The sequence below is a fragment of the Plantactinospora solaniradicis genome (assembly GCF_042658085.1).
Classification (GTDB): Bacteria; Actinomycetota; Actinomycetes; order Mycobacteriales; family Micromonosporaceae; genus Plantactinospora; species Plantactinospora solaniradicis.
On record NZ_JBHSPR010000023.1, the window covers coordinates 1 to 24,651 of the forward strand.

Sequence of the window (24,651 nt, forward strand, 5' to 3'; positions counted from 1 at the left end):
CCTCCAGGTGTTCTGGCTAAGATTGCCACTCGGACTGATACCGAAAACGTGGTACTCGCCATTCACGAACACCGCGGCGGGTCCACCAGGGTCGCCGTTGCGCCACTCGTCAACGGTCTCTCCCCGGAGGACGCTGAGCAGCGCTTCCTTGTTCTCGAAGCTCTCGACCTTGTCGCGGTCCTCGCTCAGATGGATGTGCCACAGGTGGGAGGAGTCGGAGGTGGCCGCGCGGTTGTACCGGAAGTCCCATCCCTCGACGGAATTGTCGCTGTCGGCTTGACCGAAGAACTCCCGCCATCCGTCCAGGCGTGGATCGTTCGGATTCTGCCCCGACGCCAGGAGGCGGCTGGAGAACCGGGCGATGTTGGTGAAGTTCGAGGCGTCGACCTGCACGTTGACCGGAAGCTGCTGATCCGCGTTCGGGTCGACGGGTAGGGAGCGCAGTGCGAGGCTCTGAGCCTCGGGGAAGGTCCAATCGTAAGCGGCGGCCTTGTCTGACGGACCTCCCCTGTCCTCGGCGTCCCGGACGGAATAGTTGTCGGCGGCGTTGGCCGCGCGGGTGTTGTGGTAGCCCGGCTTGTTGGCGTAAATTCCACCGTTCTGCGAACCCGACTGGAGCTTGAGGAGTTCCTCCATCAGCCACCAGGAGGCCGCGGTGATCCTCGCCGGGTTCGGGTTGCCATCTGCGTTGGCCGGTGCGGGTGCCACGAGAATGCTGACGATGAGCGCCGCTAGCGCGATCGCCACAGCTCTACGTAGGGTCCGACGTGTTTCCTTCGACCCGGTATTGCGCATGGATGGGGGCATCATGCTCCTTCTATTGGTGGCCGGCGGGGGTTCGGGATGGCCCAATGGAGCGTTCGGGGTAGATCTCAGCTGTCACGTACGGGGTTGGAGGTCAGACCTGGGACAGTCGCTATCGCCATCGGCACCGGGGCACGGCATGCCGCTCCCCGGGTCTCCCAATAGGCACGTTTCCTATGTGCTGGCAGCTGGCCGAACCGGCCGGCGACGCCACGTTAGGGCGGCGTACGCAAAGTGGACCCGACCCGAAATCGACGTCCGCCTGCACCGTTGCGACCAGCAAGAAGACGCCGGCCGATGAGGCGCCACCCGGAAGGAATGCGGCAGGTTCCATCGGAACGACCGGCAGGTCAGTCTCCAAGCATCGCGCCAGGAGCGGGGGCCAACGTAATCTGGAACTGGTCACCCACTGAGATCCCAAGCGCGATGCGCCGCCCGCAGCATGTGCGGATGCGGCGAGGAGTCTTGCTCGGAGTTGTCGGCGGCGGGTACGTAGACGCGTCCGGCGATGATCACTCGTCGGGCCGGTCGGTTCTCAACCCGCGCATCGGTCGTGCTGGCTGAGTCGGACGATGAGTGCGGTCAGCAGTCGCCGTCGTGGCCGCATCCGGCCGCCGCTCGTGCTGGACGGGGCTGGTAACGTGCCGCAGGCAGGGACCTGAGCGAGAATGGCCACCACGGACTCTGCTCAACCCTGAAAGGACCATCCCTTGGCCGGTGGACTCGTAGCCCTGCTGGACGACGTGGCCGTGCTGGCTCGCGCCGCTGCCGCGTCGGTCGATGACATCGGGGCGGCCGCCGCGAAGGCCGGCGTCAAGGCTGCGGGGGTCGTCGTCGACGATGCCGCCGTCACGCCGCAGTACGTGCGGAGCCTGGCGTCCGACCGCGAGTTGCCGATTGTCAAGCGTATTGCCCTAGGGTCGCTACGCAACAAGTTCTTCATCATCCTGCCGGCGGTGTTACTGCTCAGCCAGTTCGTGCCCTGGCTGCTCACTCCGATCCTCATGCTCGGCGGCGCCTATTTGTGTTACGAGGGCGCGGAGAAGGTGTGGGCCAGGATCGCCCATCACGATGCCCACGGCGCGGGCGAGGAAAAGCTGCAGGACGAGAAGACGCTGGTCTCCGGGGCTGTACGGACCGACCTGATCCTCTCGGCGGAGATCATGGTCATCGCCCTCAACGAGGTGATCGACGAGGCGTTCTGGTCCCGCCTGGCGATCCTGGCTCTCGTCGCCGTCGTCATAACCGTGCTGGTGTACGGCGTCGTGGCCCTGATCGTGCGGATGGACGATGCCGGGCTGCGCCTGTCGCAGCTCTCCGGCGCCGCCGCCAGGTTCGGCCGCGGTCTGGTGAGAGCGATGCCGGTGGTTCTCACCGTGCTGACGGTGGTCGGCACCGCCGCGATGCTGTGGGTGGGCGGACACATCCTGCTGGTAGGCGCGGACGAGCTGGGCCTGCACTTTCTGTACGAGGCCGTACACCACGTGGAGGAAGCCGCTCACGACGCCACGGGTGTTCTCGGTGGGCTCGTCGGCTGGCTCGTCAACACGGTGGCCAGCGCGATCCTCGGGCTGATCGTCGGCGCGCTGGTCGTGCTGGTCATGACTCTCACGCTCCACAAACGCAAGTCCAAGGCTGCCGCCGCGTCGGCCATGACTCGCACTGACGGCACCGTTCCCGCGACGCCGCCCCCTGCGGCTCGGCGTCACAACGCTTCTGCGGACGGGGCACCGCGCGCCTGACCGCAGGATCATCTGGTGTCGGTCTCGAAGGACACGGACGTTGTCCTCTGGGGCGGTGTCGGGTAGCGGTTTCAAAGGTGCTGCCTGGCACAGCGATCGCCGAGCGACGATGCCTACTCGTGCCGCTTCGACTGGCCTACCCCGGCGTGACCATCGCACCGGCAATGGGTCTTGTAACGCGACCTGACACTTGACGACACGCAGCAAGAACAGAAAACATTGTTAAATGCCGATACTTGGAAGCACCCTCAGTACGGTCGTTGCCGTCGCGGGGGTGCTCGCCGCCACCGTGGCGGCCGCTCCGGCGTCGGCCGCGCTGCCGGAGTACACCACCGCCGAGGCCGGCAACCCGATCGTGGCCGGGTGGTACGCCGACCCCGACGTGGCGGTCTACAACAACCGCTTCTACGTGTTCCCGACCGCTTCCCGCCCGTACGCGGAACAGACCCACCTCGACGCCTTCTCCTCGACCGACCTGATCACCTGGACCAAGCACCCGAACGTCCTCACCACCGCGAACGTGAGCTGGGCGCGGTACGCCGTCTGGGCGCCCGCCCCGATCGCCCGTAACGGCAGGTACTACCTGTACTTCGCGGCCAACGACATCCAGAGCAACAGCGAGCTCGGCGGTATCGGAGTGGCGGTGGCCAACCGGCCGGAGGGGCCCTACACCGACGCGATCGGGCGGCCGTTGATCGCGCAGTTCGTCAACGGCGCCCAGCCGATCGACCAGGACGTCTTCATCGACGACGACGGGCAGGCGTACATCTACTACGGCGGATGGGGGCACGCCAACGTCGCCAAGCTGAACGTCGACATGACGAGCCTGGGTACGTTCGCCGACGGCACGACGTACAAGGAGATCACTCCGAGCGGGTACGTCGAGGGCTCGCAGATGTTCAAGCGGAACGGCAAGTACTACCTGATGTGGTCGGAGGGCGGCTGGACCGGCCCCGACTACTCCGTGGCGTACGCGATGGCCGACTCACCCACCGGCCCCTTCGCCCGCCTCGACAAGGTCCTGGCGCAGGACCCCGCGGTGGCGCGCGGCGCCGGGCACAATTCGGTGCTGAACATCCCGGGCACCGACACCTGGTACATCTTCTACCACCGCCGGCCACTGTCGGAGACCGACGGCAACGCGCGACAACTCGCGTACGACCGGATGAACTTCAACGCCGACGGCACGATCCAGCGGGTGAAGATGCTCGTGAAGGACAACTTCGCCGACGGCAACGCGCTCGCCTGGAAGACGTACGGCGGGGCCTGGTCGGTCGGCGGCGGCCAGTACCGGACGACCGCCTCCTACGGCGGCAAGTCACTGCTCGACGACAACCACGTGAACGCGACCTATGACCTCGACGTCACGATCACGTCGGGCACCGGCGACGCCGGGCTGGTGTTCCGGGCCTCCAACGTGGGGACCGGAACCGACGCCTACCGCGGCTACTACGCCGGCATCACCCCGGCCGGCCGCGTGATCCTCGGCCGGGCCAACAGCAACTGGACGCTGCTCGGCTCGGCGCCGCTGCCGGTCGTCGCCGGCCAGCAGTACCACCTGCGCGTGGTGGCCGGCGGCTCGTCGATCAGGGTGTACGTCGGTGACCTGACCTCTCCCAGGATCTCGGTCACCGACGCCACCTACACGTCCGGCAAGTCGGGCGTTCGCGTCTACAACGCGGCCGCCGCCTTCGACAACGTCGCTATCACCAATCAGTAGGTGCCGGGCCGGGAGCGGCTGAATCGCTGTCTCCTGATCACCCCCTGGATCCCCGGCAGCCCAAGGTCGGATTCTCCTCGGCCAGCCGCAGGTCGTTCAGGTCCGTCGGCAGTACACCTCGCTATCCTCGCGAAATCATGTCTACTCCCCCGACCCCGCCTCAGGTGCGGCCGACCGGCTCGAAGCTGGAGCGGCGTGTCGTCACCGCCGCGCAGTCCGCGTTGGCCCGCCATCGATATGTTTCGCCGCTCGTTCTGCTCAGCGCGCTCGGTTGGCTTCCGGGCAACGTGGTGGACCGGTGGCGCCAGGGCCGTGTTCCGGAGTTGGAGCGGAGCGCGGCGGTGCCGCCGTCGCGGCTGCTGGAGGCGCTGGAGATCCTCGGTCGTTGGGCCCGGGACGAAGGACTGCGGCCGGACGAGGTCGACTACCTCGCCGCGACCCGCGACCGCCGACCGCTGCGCTTCACCGCCGACGGCGATCCCGGCATCGAGCGGTCATACCGGACGCACTGGGCCTCGGGCACGCTCTCCGAAACCGCCCGGGCGCGGCTGGTACAGCGGCAGAGCACGCCGCCCGACCTGGTGGTGCACTCGGCGGTCACCGCGTGGACCTGCGCCGAGTGCGGGGAGACGGGGGAACTACTCGTCTCCGAGGCCGCGCAGACCCTCTGCCTGACCTGCACAGACCTGGATCATCTGGTCTTCCTGCCCGCCGGTGACGCGGCGATGACCCGACGAGCGAAAAAGGCCAGCACCCTGTCCGCCGTGGTGTTGCGCTTCAACCGGGCCCGGAAACGGTACGACCGGCTGGGATTGTTGGTGGAACCGGCCGGGCTGGACAGCGCCGAACGGCAGTGCCTGGGTGACGAGGCCGCGCGGCTACGCCGCCGCGAGCGGGACCGGGAACGCCGGGCCGATCAGGACGTGGCGTTGATGGCCCGGATGACCGCCGAGATCCTTCGAATCTTCCCAGGCTGTCCGGCGTCCCGAGCCGAGGCGATCGCCGGACACACCGGGCTGCGGGGCAGTGGCCGGGTCGGGCGCTCCGCGGCCGGCCGCGCCGTGGACCAGGACGCGATGACCCGCGCGGTGATCGCGTCGATCCGGCACGAGGACACCGAGTACGACCAACTGCTGATGGCCGGCGTCTCGCGCGCCGACGCACGGGAGCGGATCCGGACCGACATCGACCGCGTACTCACCGCCTGGCGCTCCAACGCCTGACGGCCTGTCGGGTCGGTGCCGGTCGGCCGGAGCGCCGTGGCGACGCCAGGTGAGTCGAGGGAAAGCCTTACGGAAAGTGCTCTGGTTGTCTATTCGATGTACCTGATCGAACCTTCGGCGCCTTTCCGAGCAGCGGCTACCGCAGTCTCACGGCAGCCGGAACGGCTCGCCGCAGAGGATGGTCTGCGGGCTTGCTGGCGGGTAGAGCCCATCGGCCGCGGGTGGGTTGTCGTCGGTCACCTCGGTGAACCCGATGCAGAAGACCACCGTCCGCCCGCCCATCGAGATCGGCGTCCGCTGGGCGGACGCCGGGTGATCGGGCTCCACCTCGAGCGGCACCCGGAAACTGTCCGACCTGCTGGCACCCGGTTCGAGCACGGAGCCGCGAATGCGCACGGTGGGCTCACGTGCGCCGCCGCAGTCGCTGGTGTCCGGGGTCTGACAGGGGTGGATGATGCGTTGGGAAAGCTCGATCACCCCGTCGTCGCGGACGCTGACCTCCACCGGCCCTCGCGACCAGCCGGGCTGTTGCGGATCGGTCCACCCTCCGTCGTAGACCACCATCGGCGCATCGGACCGGTTGGCCAGTGTGTACTCGACCGCGACGTCGCCGCCCGCGACGGCGGTCCGCACCGTCAGATCCAGGTCCGGGTCGCCCGAGCAGGCGGCCAGCGCCGCCGTGACGAGCAGCAGGCCGGCGACACGGCGCATTCTCGTCACCAGCTGTCTCCCTGGTAGGTGCGGTAGGTGTCGCGTTCGCGCATGCCCATCTCCCGGCGCAGCCCGTTCTCGGTGTACTGGATCGGGTGATCGGGGTCGAGCCGGTCCGGCGTCGAGGAGTCGTCGTCGTGGTCGAAGGCAAGCCCCGTCGCCTGCCGCTCGCCCTTCTTGATGCCGTCGTCAGGCCCGCCGACGATCTTGTCCTCTTCGAAGGTGTCGTTCCAGTAGTCGTACACGTGCCCGAGTTCGTGGTAGAGCACCACCGAGGGTCGGCCGCCCTCGGCATCGAAGGTGAAGGCAGGGTTGTACTGGACGACGGAGTCCGAGTTGGCGACCTTGTGGCCCTTGGTGGCGTAGCCGTTCTCCTCGTCGAGCTCCTTGATGGTCAGCGTGTTCTCGCCGAACAGGAAGTTCGGGTCGCGCTTGTCCTGGAGGTTGTCCAGCATCTGCTGGCCGGTGGGTGAGGCGCGGTACATGTCGAGATCGGCCAGCACCCGTTCCTTGAACTCGTCGGAGCCCTCGATCTTGATGAACTGCGCCTTGTCGCTGATCTCGACCCTGACATCCGAGGCCACGCCGTCAACGGTGTCCTCGTCCTGTCGGTAGGCGGTGTCGCTGCCGCCGCCCGCGGTGATGTGGTCCTTGCCGTGCCCGCCGTAGTAGACGTCGTCGCCGGTGCCTCCGGCCAGTCTGTCGTCGCCGTGGCCTCCGGACAGCACGTCCTTGCCGGCGCCGCCGTGCAGCGAGTCGTTTCCCTTCGCGCCTTCGAGGTAGTCGTCGTCCTCGCCGCCGGACATCTGGTCGTCACCGCCCAGGCCGTACAGGGTGTCCTGGCCGGAACCGCCGGACAGCACGTCGTTTCCGTCCTGGCCGTCGATGTAGTCGATGCCGGAGCCACCGGAGATGTAGTCGTCGCCCCGGCCGCCGTAGAGGTCGTCGGTTCCGCGTCCACCGAAGATCTTCTCGGCGCCGTCACCGCCCCGGATGGTGTCGTCTCCCGCTCCGCCGAGCAGTGTCACGTGGATGTTGGAGCCCTTCGGGGTCTCGATGGTGTCGTTGCCTTCGCCGCCGCGGATGGTGACCGGGGTGCCCGGCGGGTAGTAGTAGTCCGCGCCGTTGACAGTGACGATGACGTCGCCGGTCTTCGGGTCGACCCTGACCTTGACGTTGTCGTTTCCGGTGCCGGTGTTCACGACCGCCCGGCCGTCTACCATGATCACCGAAACGCCGTCCGTCGCCTCCGCTGGTAGCGTGAACGGGTCGCTGGTGCCCGCGACGACCGCGCCCCAATCGGCGGCGATGGTGTCCCAGCCCGATCTGTCGAAACCGCTGATCTTCTGGGCGAGCGCCTGCTCCAGCTCCTTGCGCAGGGTTGCGGCCTCGGCGACGGCGGCACCGATCAGCTTCTGCTCCTCCGCGCTGCGGGGATAGAACGTGCCGCCCACGTCGCGGAACTTGACTTTGTCGTATTCGGCGTCAAGCAAGCCCTGGTAACGCTGGAGCAGGTCGGCTATGCCCTCGAGGTGCCCGGCGAGCCTGCCCGCGTTGTCCTGTAGCGCATCGACGCTGGAAATCAGCTTGGTCCGGTGGTTCACGTAGCTGTCGCGGGCCGAGCCCGACCACTGGGAGCCCACCAGTTTCCTGGCGTCTGCGTCGATGTCGTCGCCCAGTGACGTGGCAGACTTGCCGAACCGTCGCCACGCTGCCGCAGCGCTGTGGATTCGCCCCGGGTTCGCGTGCAGCTGCCAGGTCGATTCGGCCGCCGTGATCGGCGGGAAGTGCTCCTGGTCTTCCGGTGGAATTCCCATCGGCGACCTCCCCGTTGTCAGATCGGAATATTGCGGTGCTTCTGCCGCAGCTTGCGCTCGGCTTCCTCATCTGCCTGCTGGTAGGCGAAGGCCACCCGGAGCAGGCTCTCGTTGTCCACCTCGAGCACGGTGACCAGCCGCTCCACCGCTGTGCCCGCGCTGCCCTCCACGCCGTGGTAGGCCTCGCTCTGCCGGCCCGCGTTCGCCACGTTGCCGAAGTCGGACGTGGACAGCATCGTGTCGGCCCGGGCGGTGCGCAGCGCCGTCGCGAGGTCCTGCGAGCTGTCCAGACAGGACTGTGCGACGCGCGCCAGCTCGACCGGATCGGCCCGTATCTCCCCACTCATGCGGGCACCCTACAACGCCGGTCACAGGGGGCCGCGTTCCCCGCCATCGTCAGGTTCGAGGGTCAGTCCGGTGTGAGCGAGGATTCGCATACCGGCGCCGAACGGCACCGACGCGCTGGCACACTTGCGAACATGGTCGACTGGTATACGCAGGCCGAGGTGGGTAGCGACGTCATCCGGATCTCGGAACCGCACGTCAACGAACTGTTGTCGGCGAACTTCTGGTGGTTGCGCGGCAACGATCGTGACATCGTGGTCGACGCCGGGCTCGGTGTCGTCGCCTTGCGGGAAGCGATTCCGGCCATGTTCGAGCGCGATCCGATGGTCCTGCTCACCCACGCGCACCTGGATCATGTCGGTGGGGCACGTGAGTTCGGTGACCGGGCCGCCCACCCCGCCGAGGCGGGGCTCTTGGCGGCGGGTGTACCGGCGAGCCTGTACGGCGCGGAACTCTACGACAAACTGGGGATCGATGCAGCGGGAGAACCCGTCCCGGAGCTCATGATCGACGTCTTGCCCGGTCCCGGCTACGACCCGGCTACCTACCGCGTCGAACCCATGACCCTGAGCCGCAGGCTCGACGACGGCGACCGAATCGACCTGGGCGGGCGAGTACTGACTGTGCTGCACCTACCCGGCCACACGCCGGGAAGCATCGCCCTGCTGGAGGAGCGCACCGGGACCCTGTATTCCGGCGACGTCGTCTACGACGGTGCCTTGATCGACAACCTCCCGAACTCCGACGTGGCTGCCTACTGGCGAAGCATGGAGTTCCTCGCCGACCTCGACGTGTCCGTCGTCCATCCCGGCCACGGGCACAGCTTCGACAGGACACGCCTTCGCCAGTTGGCCGAGACCTACCTGAAGCTCGCACATCGCCGAACGGAACCGGGCTCGGACCCACGGGACTCGGCAGCCGGCCCTGTGGCTGCGTCGCGGCCACGACTGGTAAGCCGCCCCTTCCCCCCAGGTAGGCGGGGAGGACCTGGCGCCGCCCTCCCCGCCGGTTACCGGACCGCTCTCAGCTGATGCCGCCGCCGAGGTCCTGCCACGTCCACGTGCCGTTGGCCCAGTAGTCCTGCCACAGCGCTCCGTCCGCGCCGCGGGCGAAGACGCGCAGCACCGAGCCGTGCATCACCGCGCCCGGTGCACTGGTGATCGCGCCGCCCAGGTCCTGCCACGTCCACGTGCCGTTGGCCCAGTAGTTCTGCCACAACGCGCCGTCGTTGGCCCGGGCGAAGACCCGCAGCACCGAGCCGTGCAGCACCGCCGAGGGCGCGCTGGTGATGCCACCGCCCAGGTCCTGCCAGGTCCAGTGGCCGTCGACGAGGTAGTTCTGCCACAACGCCCCGTCGTTGCCACGGGCGAACACCCGCAGTACCTCCCCGTGTACGACGGCGCCCGGCGCGCTGGTGATGCCGCCACCCAGGTCCTGCGTCTTCCAGTCGGTGCCGTTCCAGTAGTACTGCCACAGCGAGTTGTCCTTGCCCCGGGCGAAGACCCGCAGCAGGCCGTCGTAGTACACGGCGGTCGGTGCGCCGATGATCTCGCCGCCGATCCTCTGCCAGGTCCACGTGCCGTTGGCCCAGTAGTTCTGCCACAGCGCCCCGTCGTTGCCGCGGGCGAACGCGCGTAGCACGGTGCCGTGCATCACGGCGCTGACCCCGCTGGAGCGACGCCGGCTGGGACTCCGCACAGTTGTTGCTGGTCCGGACCACCGGCTGCGAGGTGTCATCGCTGGTGATGCCGGACGCCACACCGTTGAACCAGGATTCCACCTTCTGACCGTCCCGGCGCTGCTCGTGATGCAGGTGCGGTGCGCTGGACCGGCCGGTGCTGCCGACCCGGCCGAGCAGCTGGCCCTGCACCACCCGCTGGCCGGTACTGACCACGGGTGGCGCGATCATGTGCAGGTACATGGTCTGCCAACCACTGCCGTGGTTGATCTTGACGTAGTTGCCCGCGCCGTCGTCCCAGCCGGCGAACTCGATCGTGCCCCCGTAAGAGGCGAGGATGTCCTGGCCCTCGGTCTCGCCGCCGACCCGGAACATGTCGATGTCGTAGTCGTCGTGGCCCGGATAGGTCTGCAGCCGCCACTGCTGTCCGCAATGGAACGGAAGCTAGAACAACGGACGTGGTCCCGCCGCCTGCGCGGGCTGCACGGTCACCGCCACGCCGCCCAGGACGCAGGTGAGCGTGGCGAGCACGGCCAGCAGTGGCCTCTTCCCCATAGCTTCCCCTTCGAGTCGGGCGGCCGGGCTGGCCGCCGCCCGCAACATTCCGGGTCCGCGCCGGAGTCCCGCTGCACCCGGGCTGCAGCGGGACTACAGCGGCGCCCCGCAGCCTCTTTCAGGAGCATCGACCGATCTGGGAAGGAACATTGATGAGACGATTCCGGGCGAGGTGGCTCACTTTGCTCAGCGTCGCGGCGGCGGCCGCCACGGTTCTGGTGGCGCCGGCCGCGAACGCCTCCGTGGTGCCCAACTGCACGGCCGGTCCGCCGACGGCGGCCGACACCGCGTTCGCGGCGCGGATGAACGGGGTGCTGACCCAAAAGCTCGCGGGCGCCTTCAACGGGACCCGAGCCGCGTGCACCCGGGTGATCGTCAACGTCGTCCGGCAGCGCAACCTGCCGCAGCGGGCCGCCGAGATCGCGCTCACCACGGCGATCGTCGAGACCGGAATCACCAACCTGGACTACGGCGACGACGACAGCCTCGGCCTCTTCCAGCAGCGACCGAGCCAGGGCTGGGGTACGCCGGCGCAGCTGCTGGACCCGGTGTACGCCACCAACGCGTTCCTCAACGCGATGCTGCGCAAGTATCCGAACAACTCCTGGATGAACGGGGCGATCGGCCCGATCTGCCAGGAGGTCCAGCGATCCGCGTACCCGGCGCGTTACGGCGACGAGGCACCCGACGGGGTACGGATCGCCGCGGCGATGTGGGGTGCACCGGAGGCCGGAGTCAGCGGCGTGGTGTACGACAACCTGCTGCGCGTCTTCGCCCGTGGCACCGACGGCGCGCTGTGGCAGTACTACTGGAACGGCACCGAGTGGAAGACGCAGGACCTGGGTGGCGGCTTCATCGGCGCACCGGCCGCCGTGGTGCACGGCAACGTGCTCCGGGTCTTCGTCCGCGGCAACGACGGCGCACTCTGGCAGAACTACCTGGTCGACGGCCACTGGACCTGGCAGCGGATCGGCGGGGGCATCACCAGTGCGCCCAGTGCGACCATGCACGGCTCGGTGCTGCGGGTCTTCGCCCGGGCCAACGACGGCGCACTCTGGCAGGCGTACTGGGCCAACGGCGAGTGGACCTGGCAGGACCTGGGCGGCGGGATCAGCAGCCCGCCCAGCGCGGTGATGCACGGCTCGGTGCTGCGGGTATTCGCCCGGGCCAACGACGGCGCACTCTGGCAGAACTACTGGGCCAACGGCACGGGGACCTGGCAGGACCTCGGCGGCGGCATCACCAGCGCCCCCTCGGCGATGATGCACGGCGATATCCTGCGCGCGTTCGCCCGCGGCGCCGACGGAGCGCTGTGGCAGAACTACTGGGCCAACGGGACGTGGACCTGGCAGGACCTCGGCGGCACGATCACCAGCGCGCCCTCCGCGGTCATGCACGGCACCGTGCTGCGGGCTTTCGCCCGGGGCAAGGACAGCTCGCTCTGGCAGAACTACTGGGCCAACGGCGAGTGGACCTGGCAGGACCTCGGCGGCACGATCACCTGATCGGCGGGTTGCCTGGAGCGGTCCCCCGCCGCTCGTTCCAGGGCGACCAGCCGGACCAGTTCGTGCAGCCGATAGATGACGCCGCCGGGGGTTCGTCCCCCGGCGGCGTCGAGCAACCTGGCGTCGAGCAACCGGTCGGCCAACCGTTCCGCGGCCGCCACCGGCAGGCCCACCAGCCCGGCGAGCAGGCCCGGGGTGAACTCGGCGCGGCCCGCCGCCGCCAGCCGGGTCATCGCCTGGCGCTCGGCGTCGCCGAGACCGGTGAAACTCGAGGCCAGAGCGGTGCGCACGTCCAGCCCGCCGGCCGCCAGCCAGTCGAGTCGGCCATGTTCGTCCCGGAGCCGGGCCGCGCAGGCCGCCAGGGGCCAGTGACGACGGGCCGCCAGCCAGCCGCCCGCCGCCCGCAGCGCGAGCGGCAGACCACCGCAGTGGAGCGCGATTTCCGCCGCGGCCTTCGGCTCCGCCTTCACCCGGGCGCGACCGGCCACCCGGGCCAGCACCGCCACCGCCGCCGCGGACGGCAGCACGTCGAGGTCGACGCGGGCGTGGCAGTCCAGCCCGGTGAGCATCCGCCGGCCGGTCACCAGGACGGCACCCCGGAAGCGTGGCGGCAGCGCCGCGCGTACCTGCTCCTCGTCGGCGACATTGTCGAGCACCAGCAGCGCCCGCCGGTCGGCGAGGATCTCGCGCAGCCGCGGATCCGGCAGCGACCTGCGGTGCAGCGCGTCCCGCTCGGGCAGGTGGACGAAGTGCATGCCGTTCGGGTAGTCCGCGACGACCGCCCGGGCGACCGCCACGGCCAAGGCGGTCTTGCCAACACCCGCCATGCCGGAGATCGCGACGATCACCGGCTCGCCCGACTCCGTGCCCAGGATCCGGCGCAGCCGCCGGACCTCCGTGTCCCGCCGCGGTGGACACCGCCCGCCGTGCGCTGGCGCTCACCCGGTCGACCCGGGACCAGCGGGCCCAGGCAGAGCTGCTGTTCACGCTCGGGGACGCGCTGCTCAAGGCCAACTCTCTGACCGAGGCGGAGCGGTGCTTCGGCGAGGCGTACGCGCTGTGCGAGCGGCTGAGTTATCCGTTGCTGCGGATCCGGGCCGGCCTCGGGTTGGCACGCGCCGAGCTGGCCGCCGGGCGCGGCGCCAAGGCGTTGCTGCGGGCGCGGGCCATGCGTGCCGAGGCGGTGACGGCCGACTTCACGACGCTGGCCGAGGAGGCCGACCAGATTCTTGTCTCTGCGCTGACAGAATAAGGTGACGGGCCTCCGTCGCGTCGCCGGTTGCGGGGCGCCGCCGCCAGCTCAGACATCCTCCAGCCACGGATCGTCCGGCCGGGACCGGTCGAAGGTGGGCCGCGCCTCGCGCCAATGGCCCCGGGTGAAGTCCGGTACCTTGACCGGCCGGAAACCCCGACCCTTGAGCGACTCGTGACTCAACGGGATCACCGAGCACCAGGCCGCCGAGTCGTAGACGTCGATGTCCGGGGTCATGCCGAGCCGCATCAGCTGGATCAGCCGGAAGATGGCGACGAAGTCCCCACCGCCGTGCCCGCCGTACTGGTCGGCGAGACGTTGCAGGGCGGGCCAGAGCCAGTGGTCGTGCTGGGCCAGGATGCTGCTGAAGGCACTGCCGGTCCGCCAACTGTGGTCGGTGTGCCCGAGCGATTCGAGGTAGACGCGCGCGTTGTCCAGTTCTATCGAGCCCCGGGTACCGGTCAGGGTGGTCTCCCGGGTGTACGGGTGCGGCGAGTTCACGTCGTGCTCGACCCGGATGAACCGTCCCCTCGCGGTCTGGACGAAGACGGTCTTCCGGTCGCCCGAGATGTAGGGGTCGTCGTCCCAGGCGGAATGGTCCGGCCCGACCCGGGGATCCTCCTCGCGGAACAGGGCCAGTGCCTTCGGCTGTGACGCGACCGCGATCAGTTCCTCGAACCGGTCGCCGCGGTTGATGTCGAGGCAGGCGGCGACCGGTCCGAGCCCGTGCATCGGGTAGTGGGCGGCGTTCATCCGGGTCTGCCAGCGTCGCCGCCAGTGCTCGGGGTGGTAGGCACCGCCGAAGAGGTACGGCCAGCGCAGGTCGTGCACGTAGCCACCGGATCCGTGCTGCAACTCGCCGAGGTGCCCGGCCCGGGCCAGATTGAACATCTGCATTTCCGGCCGGAAGTAGTTGACGTTCTCCATCAGCATGCAGTGCTTGCCGGTGCGTTCGGAGGTGCGGACCAGGTCCCAGATGTCGTCGAGCCGCGGCGCGATCGGCAGCTCCACGGCGACGTGTTTGCCGTGTTCCATCGCCGCCTTGGCCTGCGGGTGGTGCCACTCCCACGGGGTCGCGATGTAGATCAGGTCGACGTCGTCCCGGCGGACCAGGTTGAGGTAGTCCTCCTCACCGCCGGAGTAACCGACCGGCTCACGGTCCTGGAGGCCCTGCTCCCTGAGCTGGCGAATGGTCTGGGCCACCTGCTCCGGGCGGATGTCGCAGACCGCGGTGACGGTGGAGACCGCACCCCAGCGCAGTGCCTGGTCGGAGCCGCGGTTACCGAGGCCGATGAGACCGACGCGTACCCTGTCGAAACCCTCGAACGGGACGTTGACCATGGGCTTCTCACGGCCTTTGATCCGCTGGGGCTCCGCGGGCTGCGCGGCTTCGGCCGCACCACCGGACAGGGCAACCCCGCCCAACCCGGCGGCGACGCCGAGGGCGCCGGTGCGGAGCAGGTCACGACGGGACGGCTGGTTTCCGGTTGGTTCGACGGAGTCGTTGGGGCTCACGTGGATCAGCTCCTTCGCAGGAATGTGATGGGATCACGTGGACTTCCAGGCAGCACGAACAGCTGTGTGCCGGGCACGAAGCCTGTTCGACGAGGTTGCACGGCCGGTCCGGTCCGAGCCCACCCGGCAGCGCCCGGAACGAGGCCGTCGTCCGGCCCGGTCACCGTCTCGACCGCCAGACAGCTTTCCGCACTCATCACGTCCCTCGTCTCCATCGATCCGAGCCAATCGCGCTGACGGATCTTCAGAATGGCGGTCGTTGATCGAACGTGTCAAGATGATCGATGATTCGCTCATGATCGGTCAGCCTCGACAGATGCCGGTCCGCAGATCGACGGCGACGGCAACGGCGACCGGAAGAGGTCCGCTCGCGGCTGCTGCCGTGACCGAGTTCCGCGAGCAGGCCCTCAGCGGCGTCCGGCCCCGCGCCGGAACCACGCCGTCCGCGACGCCATCCGGCATCCGGACGTCCGGGTGGGACGATCCAGCATGGCGGCTCGCCCGCCGACTCTCTATCGTCGGCGTCGTGTCGGTGGCCAGCTTCCCCGTGTCGCAGCTTCGCCCGGACAGCGCCGCGCCCGGAGCCGTCAGGTGAGTCCGGCCGGAGCCGCGACCGGGCAGGGGGACGCCCCCGACCGGGCACAGCGACTGCAGGTTCTGCTCGACATCCTCGCCGCCCGGGGCCGGCTCACGGTCGCCGAGGCCACGCGCTCACTGAAGGTCTCCGAGGCGACCGTCCGTCGGGACTTCACCATCCTGGCGGAGCAACAACTGGTGACCCGTACCCACGGAGGCATCGTCGCCACCTCGGTCGCCTACGACCTGCCGGTGCGGTACCGAGGCCGTGGCGACAACGGCGCGAAGGAACGGATCGCCACCCTGGCCAGCGAACTCGTCGCGCTCGGCGACGTGGTGGCGTTCAACGGCGGCAGCACCACCTCGGCCACCGCCCGACGACTCGCGGCCCGGGTCGACCTCGCCCAGGCGACCCAGCGTCCCGCGTTCACGGTGGTGACGAACGCCCTGAACATCGCCACCGAGATGGTGCTGCGCCAGCACGTCCGGACTGTCATTCTCGGCGGGGTGGCCCTGCCCCAGTCGTACGAACTGACCGGGCCGCTGACCACAATGGTCCTACAGGAGCTCTGGCTCGACGTACTTATCCTCGGCGTGGACGCCTTCTCCCCCGATGGCGGCACCTCCTGCCACGACGAGGCGGAGGCGGGCGTGAACGCGCTGATGGTCCGGCGCGCCCGCCGCGTCGTCGCGGTCGCCGGTTCGGAGAAACTGGGGCGGCACTCCTTCGCCCGGATCTGCGATGTCGACGCGGTGCACACGCTGGTCACCGACGAAGACGCGAACGATCAGGTGGTCGGCGAACTGCGTGCCGCCGGCGTCACCGTTCTGCTGGCCTGACCAGTGGCGTCACCGTCCTGCGGGCCCGTCCGCCTCTTCCTGTCCTGAGACGCGGGCGACCGCAGCCTTAACGGCGGCGAGGAACTGCCGGGACGGTTCCCTGACCAAGAGGCTCACGGTGTCGTGGCGAATATCAGCGAGCCTTGAATATATCGGTGGAAGGTATATATCTTGTCGTCGTGCATCTACGGGGAAGACCACTGCTGCGGCCGGCCGGCATCGCCGGACTGCTCATCGCCACCGGGCTGGCCTGGCGGGCCTGGCTCACCGCGCTGGTGGTGCCACGGACCAACAGCGACGAGGCGCTGATCGGCCTGATGGCGACCGACATCGCCAGGGGCGACGCGGCGCCGGTCTTCCTCTACGGGCAGCACTACATGGGAGCGCTCGAGGCCTGGTTTGCGGCGGTGGCGGTGTGGCTAGCGGGCCCGTCCGTGCCGGCACTGCGGCTCTCGACCACGGTGGCCTTCGCGGTCTTCGCGGTACTGCTGTACCGGCTCACGGCGCGGCTCTACACACCCTGGTTCGCCGTCTGCGTCACCGCCGCGCTGGTGCTGGGATCGGACCGGGTTCTCAAGGACCAGCTCATCGCCAACGGTTTCGCCTGGATCGTGCCAGGCTGCGCCGCCCTGTTCTGGGGCGCGCTACGGCTCGGCGGGCCGTCGAGCCGGGACAAGTCGCGCCCGGGCGGGCCGTCGAGGCAGGACCAACCGCCGTCGGGCGGGCAGGCGGGCACGGACGAACTGCGGCCACCGGGTCCGAGGGGCAGCCGACTGGTGGGGTTCGCCGGTTGGGGACTGGTCGCCGGGCTGGTGGCCTGGACCGACTGGCTCGCCGCGCCGTACCTGCTCGGCGCGGTCGCGGTGTTGCTGGCCGGTTGCCGGCGCGAACTGCTCGGCAGGGCCGGTCTACTGGCCGGCGCCGGATTCCTGGTCGGTGTGGCGCCGCAACTGCTGCACGACCTGACCAGTCCGCTGGCGGACAACTCGACCCTCGCCTATCTACGGATGGTCTTCGGGCAGGACGCCCCGGGGCAGCCGCCGAACACGCTGGCCCGGCTGCACGGTGGCTTGATGGTCGGCGTGCCGATGCGGATGGGACTGTGCGGGCCCGGCTCCTGCACACCGCTCGCCCAACTCTGCGGGCCGGTCGTCGTGGGGTCGCTGATCGGCGTGGTTCTGCTGGCCGGTCGGAGACTGCGTCAGGATCTACGTGACGGCGCCGTGCACGCGGCGGGACGGCTCGGGCTCGCCGTGCCGGGGCTGCTGACGATCGGGCTCTACACGGCCAGTTCGCCGGCCGGCACGACCCCGACCGAGAGCGTCAGGTACCTGTGCTGCCTGGTGATCTCGCTGCCCGTCGTACTCTGGCCGATCTGGTCGACCGCCCGGCGGACCGGGCGGGCCTGGTCGGCCTGGCCGGCTCGGGCGGCGATCGCGGTCCTGGTGGCCACGGCCGGGACCGCCAGTCTGGCCGTCCTGTCCACGGTGGATGGACACCGGCGAGCCGCCGCCGACGAGCGGGAACTGATCGCCGAACTGGACCGACGCGGTATCGACCGGCTGTACACCGACTACTGGACCTGTCAGCGGCTGATGTTCGCCACCGAGCGCCGGATCGGCTGCGCGAGCGTCACCGCTGAACTGCGACGCGGCACCGACAAGGACCCGGGGGCGCGGCGCCGGATCGAGGCTGCGGCGCGACCCGCGTACGTCTTCCCGGCGGGCAAGCCGGAGGCGACCGCGTTCGTCGGGTACCTGCGCGGGCTGCCCGACGGCCCGGCGGTGTTGGCCGGCGCGGTGCAGGTCGCCGGCTACCGGCTGTATGTGCCGACCGGGCGGTTGGCGGTGCCGGTCGACCGCGCCGACAACTCGGCTCGTTGATGTACCGGACTCCGGCATATATCCTGGGAGCATGACGTCCGCTCCGCTGAGCCAACCGGCGCTGCTGGTGCTCACCGTCCTCGCCAGCGGGCCGCAACACGGCTACGGCCTAATCGGCGAGGTCGAACAGGTCTCCGGCGGGCGACTCCGGCTCGGCACCGGCTCGCTCTACGCCGTCCTCGACCGGCTGCGCCAGGCGGGTCTGATCGAGCTCGACCGCGAGGAGATCGTCCGGTCCCGGCTGCGGCGCTACTACCGGCTCACCGGATTGGGCGCCCAGGAACTGGCCGCCGAGAGCGAGCGATTGCGGCAGACCGCCGAAGCCGCCGACCGGGGGCTGCGGCGACTCCGCCTCGGCGGCACGTCGTGAGCGGACCACTGGAACGTCGCTACCGGTTGCTGCTCACCGCGTTCCCGGCCCGGCACCGCCGGCTGTACCACGAGGAGATGCTCGGCGTCCTACTGGACCGGGCCGAGCCGGGCCAGCGCCGACCGACCATGGCCGAAGTGGCCGACCTGCTGACGGCGGCGGTCGGCGTACGGCTCCGGGCACTGCGTGCCGCCGCTACGGACGACCGGTGGCGCACCGCGGCGGCAGTGACCGCCACCATCGCCGCCGTCCTGCTCGCCAGCCTCGGGCTGCGGACCGTCGCGTACAACTTCGGCATGCAGACGCTCGTGACCAGCATCGTGCCCGGGGCCGAATTCGAGCCCTGGTCGGCGCCGGACGTGCTCCGCGATCTCGTCTGGCTGCCGGTGGTGATCGCCGCCCTCCTCGGCTGGCGGACCGGCGCCGCCGCGATCGCCTCGCTGGTCACCGTGGCCGAGGCCGTCGTGCTGATCGATCGCTACCGGATGTTTCCCACCGACCTGCTGTACGGGCTGCGACCGCTCGCCCTCGGCTTCCTCGCCTCGGTCGGCTTCGCCATGTCGGTCCGGCATCGGCCGGTATCGAAGCTGCTCGGCCGGCGGCGAACCGGCGCGTTGCTGCTGGCCGGTCTGCTCGTCATCGGCACCGGCATCGCCAACCTGCTCCAGGTCAAGATCGTTCCGCTACCCGGCCGTGAAGGGTCCTACTCGGAATCCGCCGTACGGTCGATGTTCGGCCCACAGTACCCGCACATCAACCCGTCCGTGGCGGTGCTCTATCTGGCCGCCCTGGCGCTGCTGCTGATCGTGCTGGCCCGGCTGGCCGGGCCGGTCCGCCGTCGTATCGTGGCGGTCGCGTTGCCTGTCGTCGTCCTCTACCTCGTGGTCGAGCACAGCTTCCTCGGCTACCGGATGGCCGCCTACCACGTCAGCCCGCCGCTCCCGCTCGACGCGGGGCAGTGGCTCCGGCTCGCGCTGCCCCCGGTCGGCCTGCTCGTCCTGTGCGTCGCCCTGGTCCACTGGTACGAGGGTCGCCGCCGCCCGGACCCGATCCGGTATTAACCGTCCACCGAGCGCGACCGCGGGTCGCACCGCTCGGGGCCGGCACGCAGCACGCCGACCGACGACCGAGCAACAAGACCGGCCCTCCCGAACGGTCCGTCGCGCGCTCATGACCGCGTTCGGGCCGGGACGAGTGAACGAGACGGCCGACCGCACGGACCGGAGTACATTTCCTCGGTCACCTGTTGCACCGATGCGGCCGGGTCGAACTCGCGCACGGTGAACTCGCGCGGCTGCGCCGAGAGAACCACCAACTGCGCGAGGACGTGGACATCCTCGAGCGGGCCACCGCTTTCTTCGCGAAGGACACCCGGTGAACGTGTACCCGTTCATCAAGACGGTGGCGTACCACCACTGTTCCCGACAGCACGGTGGCGTGGGATCAACTTGTCGGCCCGGTCCGTCGGGAGACCAGTCCCGACTCGTACGCGGCGATCACCAGTTGGGTACGGTCGCGGGCGTCGAGTTTGGTCAGCAGGTGGCTGACGTGGGTCTTGACGGTGGCGAGGCTGACCCGTAGCCGCTGCGCGATCTCGGCGTTGGATAGTCCCCGGGCGACGAGGATGAAGACCTCGCGTTCCCGTCCGGTGACGTCCGCCATCCTCCCACCGAACGGGCGGACCGGCTCGTGGCTGCGGGCGAACTCCGCGATCAGCCGCCGGGTGACCGACGGAGCCAGCAGACCATCACCGGCGGCGACCACCCGGATGGCTGACAACAGATCACTCGGCGGGGTGTCCTTGAGCAGAAAGCCGCTCGCCCCGGCCCGCAACGCGGCGTAGACGTACGAGTCGAGATCGAACATGGTGAGCATCAACACCCGGACCTTCGCCGTCTCCGGCGAGCCGCAGATCCTCCGGGTGGCTTCGATCCCGTCCAGCTCGGGCATCCGAACGTCCATCAGTACGACGTCGGGAGCGGTCAGCCGGGCAAGCTCCACCGCCCGGTGGCCGGTGTCCGCGTCGCCGACCACCACGAAGCCCGGCTCGTCCTCGATCAGAACCCGGAAGCTGCCCCTCAGCAGTGCCTGATCGTCGGCAACCAGCACCCGGACGGCGTCGTTCATGCCGTCTCGTCGTTTCGCTCGTCGGCGGCATGAGCCTTGAAACTGGGCTGGCTGATTTCCCCGCTGCGCTCACTCATGGCCGTCCCTGGACCGATCGCCGAGTCGACGGAAGGGGATCCGGGCGGTGACCCGATAACCACCCTCCGGCCGTGGTCCGGCGGCGAAGTGCCCGCCGTACATGAGGACCCGCTCCCGCATACCGGTCAGGCCGTGCCCGACACCGGCGAGTCCCGCACCGGTGTGCCCACCGGCCTCACGCGCACCGCCATCGCGCCCGTCGTCTGTCACCTGGATCCGTACCTCGACCCCGATCGCCTCGACCGCCACCCGGCACCGAGTCGGCGCCGCGTGCTTGGCGGCGTTGGTCAACGACTCCTGCACGATCCGGTAGATCGTCAACCCCATCGCCTCGGACACCTGATCCACGCCGTCGACCGTCAACTCCACCCGCACGCCGGAGGTCGCCGCCCGCTCGACAAGCGCGGGCAGTCCCTCGGGCCCCGGCGCCGGTGCCAGGTCCAGCGCCGTCCCATCCTCCGTCGGCCCATCCGCCGGTCGTTGCTCCGTCGGCCCGTCGTCGTACGCCTCCGAGCGCAGCACCCCGAGCATCTGCCGCATCTCGGCGAGGGCGTTCCGACTGGTCTCCTCAATGACCCGCAGCGCATCGGCCACCTCACCGGGTCGGGTCCGTACGACGTGGTTGGCGACCGCGGCCTTGACCGCGATGATGCCGACGCTGTGCGCGACGATGTCGTGCAGCTCGCGGGCGATCCGCAACCGTTCCGTGGTCACCGCCGACCAGGCCAGCTGCTCGGCCGCCCGCGCCGCGGTGGCCCGCTGCTGCCGGACAGCGCTGCCTAGCAGCCACGAGCCGCCGACGAGCAGCCAACCGATGATGATCAGGCCCGGCCCATCCTGCCACCAGTAGGCGTGCGCGCCGCTGGCCGGGCGCGGCGGTACCGTTCCAGCGATCCCGAGCGCCGTCAGGACGGCGGCCGGCACCCACCGCCGCCCCGCTACGGTGACCCCGACGGTGTATAGCGCCACCGCCGTGGCGAGGAACGGGTCCGTCAGCACCCCGAGCGGCAGCGCCAGCACCGACCCGCTCAGGACCACGGTCAGCACCGGCAACGGCCACAGCCGTCGTACGGCGAGTGGCAGTCCGATCGCGGCGGTCAACGCGTCCGCCGCCCAGCCGGGCAGCTCCGCCGGCACCGGGGCGGACCCCTGGGTGTGCCGCAGCAGCAGGAGCACGCCGACGTAACCGGCCGCGCCGAGGCAGTCCAGTGCGACCAGTCGTTGGTGACCCGGCCGGTTGACCGGGTTCACAAGTCCCGACGCCGCATGCTGAGATAGCCGCCCAGTACGGCCGCGAGCGTCCAGAGCAGCAGCACTCCGATCCCGGTCCACGGGCCGAGGACGCTGTCGTCCGGCGGCTCCCGGCGCAGGATGATGCTGCCGGCCGCGTCGGGCAGGAACTGGGCCACGGTACGCACCTTCGGCAGGTTGTTCAGGATCTCCGACCCCATGAAGAAGATCGGCACCAGGATACCCAGCGTCAGGGCTGAGCTGCGCAGCATGGTCGCCAGCCCCATCGAGAACGCGCACGCTAACGTCAGGTAGAGGACGGCACCGATGATCGCCCGGGGCACGCCGTCGTCGGTGACGGCCGCGTTGTGCGCACCGCCGATGGCTGCCTGCGCGGTGAAGAACGTGCCGAGGGTGACGACGGCGGCAACGACCAACGCGATCGACGTCCCGGTGATCACCTTCGCGGCGTAGAACACGCCACGCCGGGGCACCGCCGCCAGTGAGGAGCTGATCGTTCCGGTGGCGTACTCACCGCTGGTCAGCAATACGCCGAAGACGACCAGGGCGATCATGCTGAGCCGGAGACCGTTGAATCCCGACCCGACCGGGTCGAATGACGCCTTCCCCTCCGGGCTCATCCCGTCGTACGCGCCGCGCAGCACCATCCCGAACAGCAGAGCGATGCCGACACTCGCCGCGAAGCACAGCGCCAGGGAGCCGAGCGACGACCGCAGGGTACGGGCCTTGGTCCATTCGAACGCGATCGCCGATCCGAGGGCCGGTGCGGAAGCCGATCCAACGGCCGATCCAGTGGTTGCCATGCTCATTCCGCCCCTCCGGTGAGCCGCATGAACGCTTCCTCCAGCGACGCCGACTGCACGCTCACCTCGTGGACCGTCACCCGGCTCCGCGCGACCAGCGCGCCCACGGTCTCGACCGGTGCACCGGTCACCTCCAACGTTGCATCGGGACCGCTGTCGGCCCGGACACCCGCCCCGGCCAGTACGTCCCGAAGCCGCTCCGGCTCCGGCGTACGGATCCGGATGTAGGAACGGGAATTGGTGGCGATGAACGCCTCGACCGAGGTGTCTGCCAGCAGTCGACCCTTGCCGACCACGATCAGGTGGTCGGCGGTCAGTGCCATCTCGCTCATGAGGTGGCTGGACACCAGGATCGTCCGGCCCTTCGCCGCCAACCGCTTCATCAGGTCGCGGATCCAGCGGATGCCCTCCGGGTCGAGCCCGTTCACCGGCTCGTCCAGCAGCAGTACCGGCGGGTCGCCGAGCAGCGCCGCAGCGACGCCGAGCCGCTGGGCCATACCGAGGGAGAGGGCGCCGGCCCGCCGCCGACGCACGCCGTCCAGGCCGACCGTTTCGAGCACCTCCCGGACCCGGCTCTCCGGAATCCGGTTGCTGCGGGCCAGCCCCAGCAGGTGGTGGTACGACGTCCGCCCCGGATGGACCGCCCTTGCTTCGAGCAGGGCTCCGACCTGCCGCAACGGCTCGGCCAGTTCCCGATAGGGCCGGCCGCCGATCAGTGCCGCGCCCCGGGTCGGTCGGGTCAGTCCGAGCAGGGCGCGCATCGTGGTCGACTTGCCTGCCCCGTTCGGGCCGAGGAAACCCGTCACCTGGCCCGGCTTCACCCCGAAGGAAAGCCCGTCGACGGCGACCGTATCCCCATAGCGTTTCGTCAGGTCACGTACCTCGATCATGGCCCGAAGAATGGCCCAGGAGCCGAGGTAGGCACATCGGGCCCGGGACTGTCATCCCCGAGACTGAGGCCGCAGAGGTGGAACAGTGTCACGATCGGTGACTGGCGGTCGACTCCGTCACTCCGTCGGCGCGGTGGCGCGACGTAGGGCATCAGCGCCGCACGACGCATCCGGACCAGTTTGTAGACCATGGTTGACAAACCCTGTCCGGTCCGCCACTTTGTAGATAGGAGTCTACGAACCTGGGAGCGGAGCGCCACATGGTGAAGGAGATGCTCGGCGTGGCCGACATCGCGGTGATGTTCAATGTTGAGCCGAAGACGGTCAGCATGTGGCGGCTGCGCTACGCGGACTTCCCCGAGCCGGATGTCACCGTCGGCGGCATGGCGGGGTGGGATCCTGGGCGGGCCGAGGAACTGCGGGTCTGGGAGAGCCGCCGCCCCGGACAGGGCCGCCGCGCGATGCTTACCGCGCACGTTCAGGAAACGGTACGCCGCACGTTCATATTCCGGTTCCTGCGCCCCGACGACCTCACCTCGGCGCCGATCGACTTCCCGGGCATCAGGTACGAGGATGGGCGACTCGCCGAGGGCATGCAGGCCAAGGCGGCGGAGCACCTGATCGGTGCCCTGCGCGACCAGGGCTGCGAAATCGTCTTCCGGGATCCGGCCACCGACGCGAGGCAGGCCATGCAGCGCGTGCTCTGGGACCGTTGGACCGCGGCCGAGGTCGGGGAGGACGAGTTCGTCGGCCAACTGTTCGACGACCGCGGCCGGATCTACCACGGCTGCACCGCCTTCGACGCCGCCGCCTACACCCTGCAGAGGCTCGCGGCGCTCGGCGGCGAGATCCGCTCGATGCTCGGAGAGTCACAGCAAGGTCGGGGCCGCAGGCAGCGCTAGAGGGCCCGGCTCGACCCCGGATCGGCCGACATCAATCAAACGCACGCCCACCGCGGCGCAAGTC

At 69.5% G+C, this 24,651-nt stretch carries 22 protein-coding genes and 2 pseudogenes; 12 read left to right on the plus strand and 12 right to left on the minus strand.

All coding sequences use genetic code 11. The features are described 5' to 3' along the window. Positions 1-99: 99 nt before the first annotated feature. Positions 100-795, minus strand: a pseudogene (locus ACFP2T_RS27335) (hypothetical protein); the annotation flags it as partial. A gap of 719 nt (positions 796-1,514) precedes the next feature. On the opposite strand from ACFP2T_RS27335, the gene ACFP2T_RS27340 reads away from it, so the two are divergent. The 3 genes from ACFP2T_RS27340 to ACFP2T_RS27350 all read left to right on the plus strand — a co-directional run bounded on the left by ACFP2T_RS27340 (position 1,515) and on the right by ACFP2T_RS27350 (position 5,489). Next, positions 1,515-2,546, plus strand: coding sequence for a DUF808 domain-containing protein (locus ACFP2T_RS27340; protein ID WP_377426395.1), 1,032 nt, complete (start codon positions 1,515-1,517; stop codon positions 2,544-2,546). Positions 2,547-2,772: 226 nt separating this feature from the next. After that, positions 2,773-4,266: a family 43 glycosylhydrolase gene (locus tag ACFP2T_RS27345; RefSeq protein ID WP_377426398.1), complete on the plus strand. Its 1,494-nt coding sequence runs from the start codon at positions 2,773-2,775 to the stop codon at positions 4,264-4,266. Positions 4,267-4,403: 137 nt separating this feature from the next. Then, entirely contained in the window at positions 4,404-5,489 is a 1,086-nt protein-coding gene (locus ACFP2T_RS27350; RefSeq protein WP_377426400.1) for a DUF2293 domain-containing protein, read from the plus strand. A gap of 147 nt (positions 5,490-5,636) precedes the next feature. On the opposite strand, the gene ACFP2T_RS27355 is transcribed toward ACFP2T_RS27350, so the two are convergent. The 3 genes from ACFP2T_RS27355 to ACFP2T_RS27365 are packed head-to-tail and all read right to left on the minus strand — an operon-like array spanning position 5,637 to position 8,364. Beyond that, positions 5,637-6,209 carry a hypothetical protein gene (locus ACFP2T_RS27355; RefSeq protein ID WP_377426402.1) on the minus strand — a complete coding sequence of 191 codons (573 nt, stop codon included), beginning with the start codon at positions 6,207-6,209 and terminating at the stop codon, positions 5,637-5,639. Then, positions 6,206-8,017 (minus strand): M91 family zinc metallopeptidase, encoded by a 1,812-nt coding sequence (locus ACFP2T_RS27360; protein WP_377426404.1) that lies wholly within the window; start codon positions 8,015-8,017, stop codon positions 6,206-6,208. The genes ACFP2T_RS27355 and ACFP2T_RS27360 overlap by 4 nt, the downstream gene beginning before the upstream one ends. 17 nt (positions 8,018-8,034) lie before the next feature. After that, positions 8,035-8,364: a hypothetical protein gene (locus tag ACFP2T_RS27365; RefSeq protein WP_377426406.1), complete on the minus strand. Its 330-nt coding sequence runs from the start codon at positions 8,362-8,364 to the stop codon at positions 8,035-8,037. A 132-nt stretch (positions 8,365-8,496) separates the two neighbouring features. On the opposite strand from ACFP2T_RS27365, the gene ACFP2T_RS27370 reads away from it, so the two are divergent. Then, positions 8,497-9,393: an MBL fold metallo-hydrolase gene (locus ACFP2T_RS27370; protein WP_377426409.1), complete on the plus strand. Its 897-nt coding sequence runs from the start codon at positions 8,497-8,499 to the stop codon at positions 9,391-9,393. Here ACFP2T_RS27370 and ACFP2T_RS27375 read toward each other — a convergent pair. Beyond that, positions 9,386-10,099 carry a DUF8189 domain-containing protein gene (locus ACFP2T_RS27375; RefSeq protein WP_465264273.1) on the minus strand — a complete coding sequence of 238 codons (714 nt, stop codon included), beginning with the start codon at positions 10,097-10,099 and terminating at the stop codon, positions 9,386-9,388. The genes ACFP2T_RS27370 and ACFP2T_RS27375 overlap by 8 nt on opposite strands. A gap of 49 nt (positions 10,100-10,148) precedes the next feature. Then, positions 10,149-10,415: pseudogene (locus tag ACFP2T_RS27380) on the minus strand (M23 family metallopeptidase); the annotation flags it as partial. A gap of 332 nt (positions 10,416-10,747) precedes the next feature. Between ACFP2T_RS27380 and ACFP2T_RS27385 the strand changes: the two are divergent. Next, positions 10,748-12,100, plus strand: a complete 1,353-nt coding sequence (locus ACFP2T_RS27385) for a PLL family lectin (RefSeq protein WP_377426414.1) — start codon at positions 10,748-10,750, stop codon at positions 12,098-12,100. Here ACFP2T_RS27385 and ACFP2T_RS27390 read toward each other — a convergent pair. Beyond that, the gene (locus ACFP2T_RS27390) at positions 12,046-12,948 is read right to left on the minus strand and encodes an NB-ARC domain-containing protein (protein ID WP_377426417.1); all 903 of its coding nucleotides are present in this window, start codon (positions 12,946-12,948) and stop codon (positions 12,046-12,048) included. The genes ACFP2T_RS27385 and ACFP2T_RS27390 overlap by 55 nt on opposite strands. A 62-nt stretch (positions 12,949-13,010) precedes the next feature. On the opposite strand from ACFP2T_RS27390, the gene ACFP2T_RS27395 reads away from it, so the two are divergent. Continuing rightward, complete coding sequence (locus ACFP2T_RS27395) at positions 13,011-13,352, plus strand: hypothetical protein (RefSeq protein ID WP_377426419.1); 342 nt, start codon at positions 13,011-13,013, stop codon at positions 13,350-13,352. Positions 13,353-13,400: 48 nt separating this feature from the next. On the opposite strand, the gene ACFP2T_RS27400 is transcribed toward ACFP2T_RS27395, so the two are convergent. Next, positions 13,401-14,867 (minus strand): Gfo/Idh/MocA family protein, encoded by a 1,467-nt coding sequence (locus ACFP2T_RS27400; protein WP_377426421.1) that lies wholly within the window; start codon positions 14,865-14,867, stop codon positions 13,401-13,403. 591 nt (positions 14,868-15,458) lie between these two features. Between ACFP2T_RS27400 and ACFP2T_RS27405 the strand changes: the two genes are divergently transcribed. The 5 genes from ACFP2T_RS27405 (at position 15,459) to ACFP2T_RS27425 (ending at position 19,914) form a co-directional block, all read left to right on the plus strand. Beyond that, entirely contained in the window at positions 15,459-16,283 is an 825-nt protein-coding gene (locus tag ACFP2T_RS27405) for a DeoR/GlpR family DNA-binding transcription regulator (protein WP_377426422.1), read from the plus strand. A 179-nt stretch (positions 16,284-16,462) separates the two neighbouring features. Then, a complete protein-coding gene (locus ACFP2T_RS27410) occupies positions 16,463-18,166 on the plus strand; it encodes a hypothetical protein (protein ID WP_377426424.1) in 1,704 nt (567 codons plus the stop codon). 31 nt (positions 18,167-18,197) lie between these two features. Then, positions 18,198-18,536, plus strand: coding sequence for a PadR family transcriptional regulator (locus ACFP2T_RS27415; protein WP_377426427.1), 339 nt, complete (start codon positions 18,198-18,200; stop codon positions 18,534-18,536). Next, positions 18,533-19,597, plus strand: a complete 1,065-nt coding sequence (locus ACFP2T_RS27420; RefSeq protein WP_377426429.1) for a hypothetical protein — start codon at positions 18,533-18,535, stop codon at positions 19,595-19,597. Before ACFP2T_RS27415 ends, ACFP2T_RS27420 begins: the two co-directional genes overlap by 4 nt. 185 nt (positions 19,598-19,782) lie before the next feature. Beyond that, positions 19,783-19,914, plus strand: coding sequence for a hypothetical protein (locus tag ACFP2T_RS27425; protein ID WP_377426431.1), 132 nt, complete (start codon positions 19,783-19,785; stop codon positions 19,912-19,914). Between the two features lie 65 nt (positions 19,915-19,979). On the opposite strand, the gene ACFP2T_RS27430 is transcribed toward ACFP2T_RS27425, so the two are convergent. The 4 genes from ACFP2T_RS27430 to ACFP2T_RS27445 form a co-directional block, all read right to left on the minus strand. Beyond that, positions 19,980-20,663, minus strand: coding sequence for a response regulator (locus ACFP2T_RS27430; RefSeq protein WP_377426434.1), 684 nt, complete (start codon positions 20,661-20,663; stop codon positions 19,980-19,982). A 69-nt stretch (positions 20,664-20,732) separates the two neighbouring features. After that, positions 20,733-21,992: a sensor histidine kinase gene (locus ACFP2T_RS27435; RefSeq protein WP_377426436.1), complete on the minus strand. Its 1,260-nt coding sequence runs from the start codon at positions 21,990-21,992 to the stop codon at positions 20,733-20,735. Then, complete coding sequence (locus tag ACFP2T_RS27440; protein ID WP_377426438.1) at positions 21,989-22,795, minus strand: ABC transporter permease; 807 nt, start codon at positions 22,793-22,795, stop codon at positions 21,989-21,991. Before ACFP2T_RS27440 ends, ACFP2T_RS27435 begins: the two co-directional genes overlap by 4 nt. Positions 22,796-22,797: 2 nt before the next feature. After that, positions 22,798-23,685 (minus strand): ABC transporter ATP-binding protein, encoded by an 888-nt coding sequence (locus ACFP2T_RS27445; RefSeq protein WP_377426441.1) that lies wholly within the window; start codon positions 23,683-23,685, stop codon positions 22,798-22,800. 260 nt (positions 23,686-23,945) lie between these two features. On the opposite strand from ACFP2T_RS27445, the gene ACFP2T_RS27450 reads away from it, so the two are divergent. After that, positions 23,946-24,587 carry a hypothetical protein gene (locus ACFP2T_RS27450; RefSeq protein ID WP_377426444.1) on the plus strand — a complete coding sequence of 214 codons (642 nt, stop codon included), beginning with the start codon at positions 23,946-23,948 and terminating at the stop codon, positions 24,585-24,587. Positions 24,588-24,651: the final 64 nt, after the last annotated feature.

Bases quoted from the DNA above. Each gene is read 5' to 3' on its own strand.
- ACFP2T_RS27345 (WP_377426398.1), top strand. From the start codon at position 2,773: ATGCCGATACTTGGAAGCACCCTCAGTACGGTCGTTGCCGTCGCGGGG.
- ACFP2T_RS27350 (WP_377426400.1), top strand. From the start codon at position 4,404: ATGTCTACTCCCCCGACCCCGCCTCAGGTGCGGCCGACCGGCTCGAAG.
- ACFP2T_RS27360 (WP_377426404.1), bottom strand. From the start codon at position 8,017: ATGGGAATTCCACCGGAAGACCAGGAGCACTTCCCGCCGATCACGGCG.
- ACFP2T_RS27365 (WP_377426406.1), bottom strand. From the start codon at position 8,364: ATGAGTGGGGAGATACGGGCCGATCCGGTCGAGCTGGCGCGCGTCGCA.
- ACFP2T_RS27370 (WP_377426409.1), top strand. From the start codon at position 8,497: ATGGTCGACTGGTATACGCAGGCCGAGGTGGGTAGCGACGTCATCCGG.
- ACFP2T_RS27375 (WP_465264273.1), bottom strand. From the start codon at position 10,099: ATGACACCTCGCAGCCGGTGGTCCGGACCAGCAACAACTGTGCGGAGT.
- ACFP2T_RS27385 (WP_377426414.1), top strand. From the start codon at position 10,748: ATGAGACGATTCCGGGCGAGGTGGCTCACTTTGCTCAGCGTCGCGGCG.
- ACFP2T_RS27415 (WP_377426427.1), top strand. From the start codon at position 18,198: ATGACGTCCGCTCCGCTGAGCCAACCGGCGCTGCTGGTGCTCACCGTC.
- ACFP2T_RS27430 (WP_377426434.1), bottom strand. From the start codon at position 20,663: ATGAACGACGCCGTCCGGGTGCTGGTTGCCGACGATCAGGCACTGCTG.
- ACFP2T_RS27440 (WP_377426438.1), bottom strand. From the start codon at position 22,795: ATGGCAACCACTGGATCGGCCGTTGGATCGGCTTCCGCACCGGCCCTC.
- ACFP2T_RS27445 (WP_377426441.1), bottom strand. From the start codon at position 23,685: ATGATCGAGGTACGTGACCTGACGAAACGCTATGGGGATACGGTCGCC.
- ACFP2T_RS27450 (WP_377426444.1), top strand. From the start codon at position 23,946: ATGGTGAAGGAGATGCTCGGCGTGGCCGACATCGCGGTGATGTTCAAT.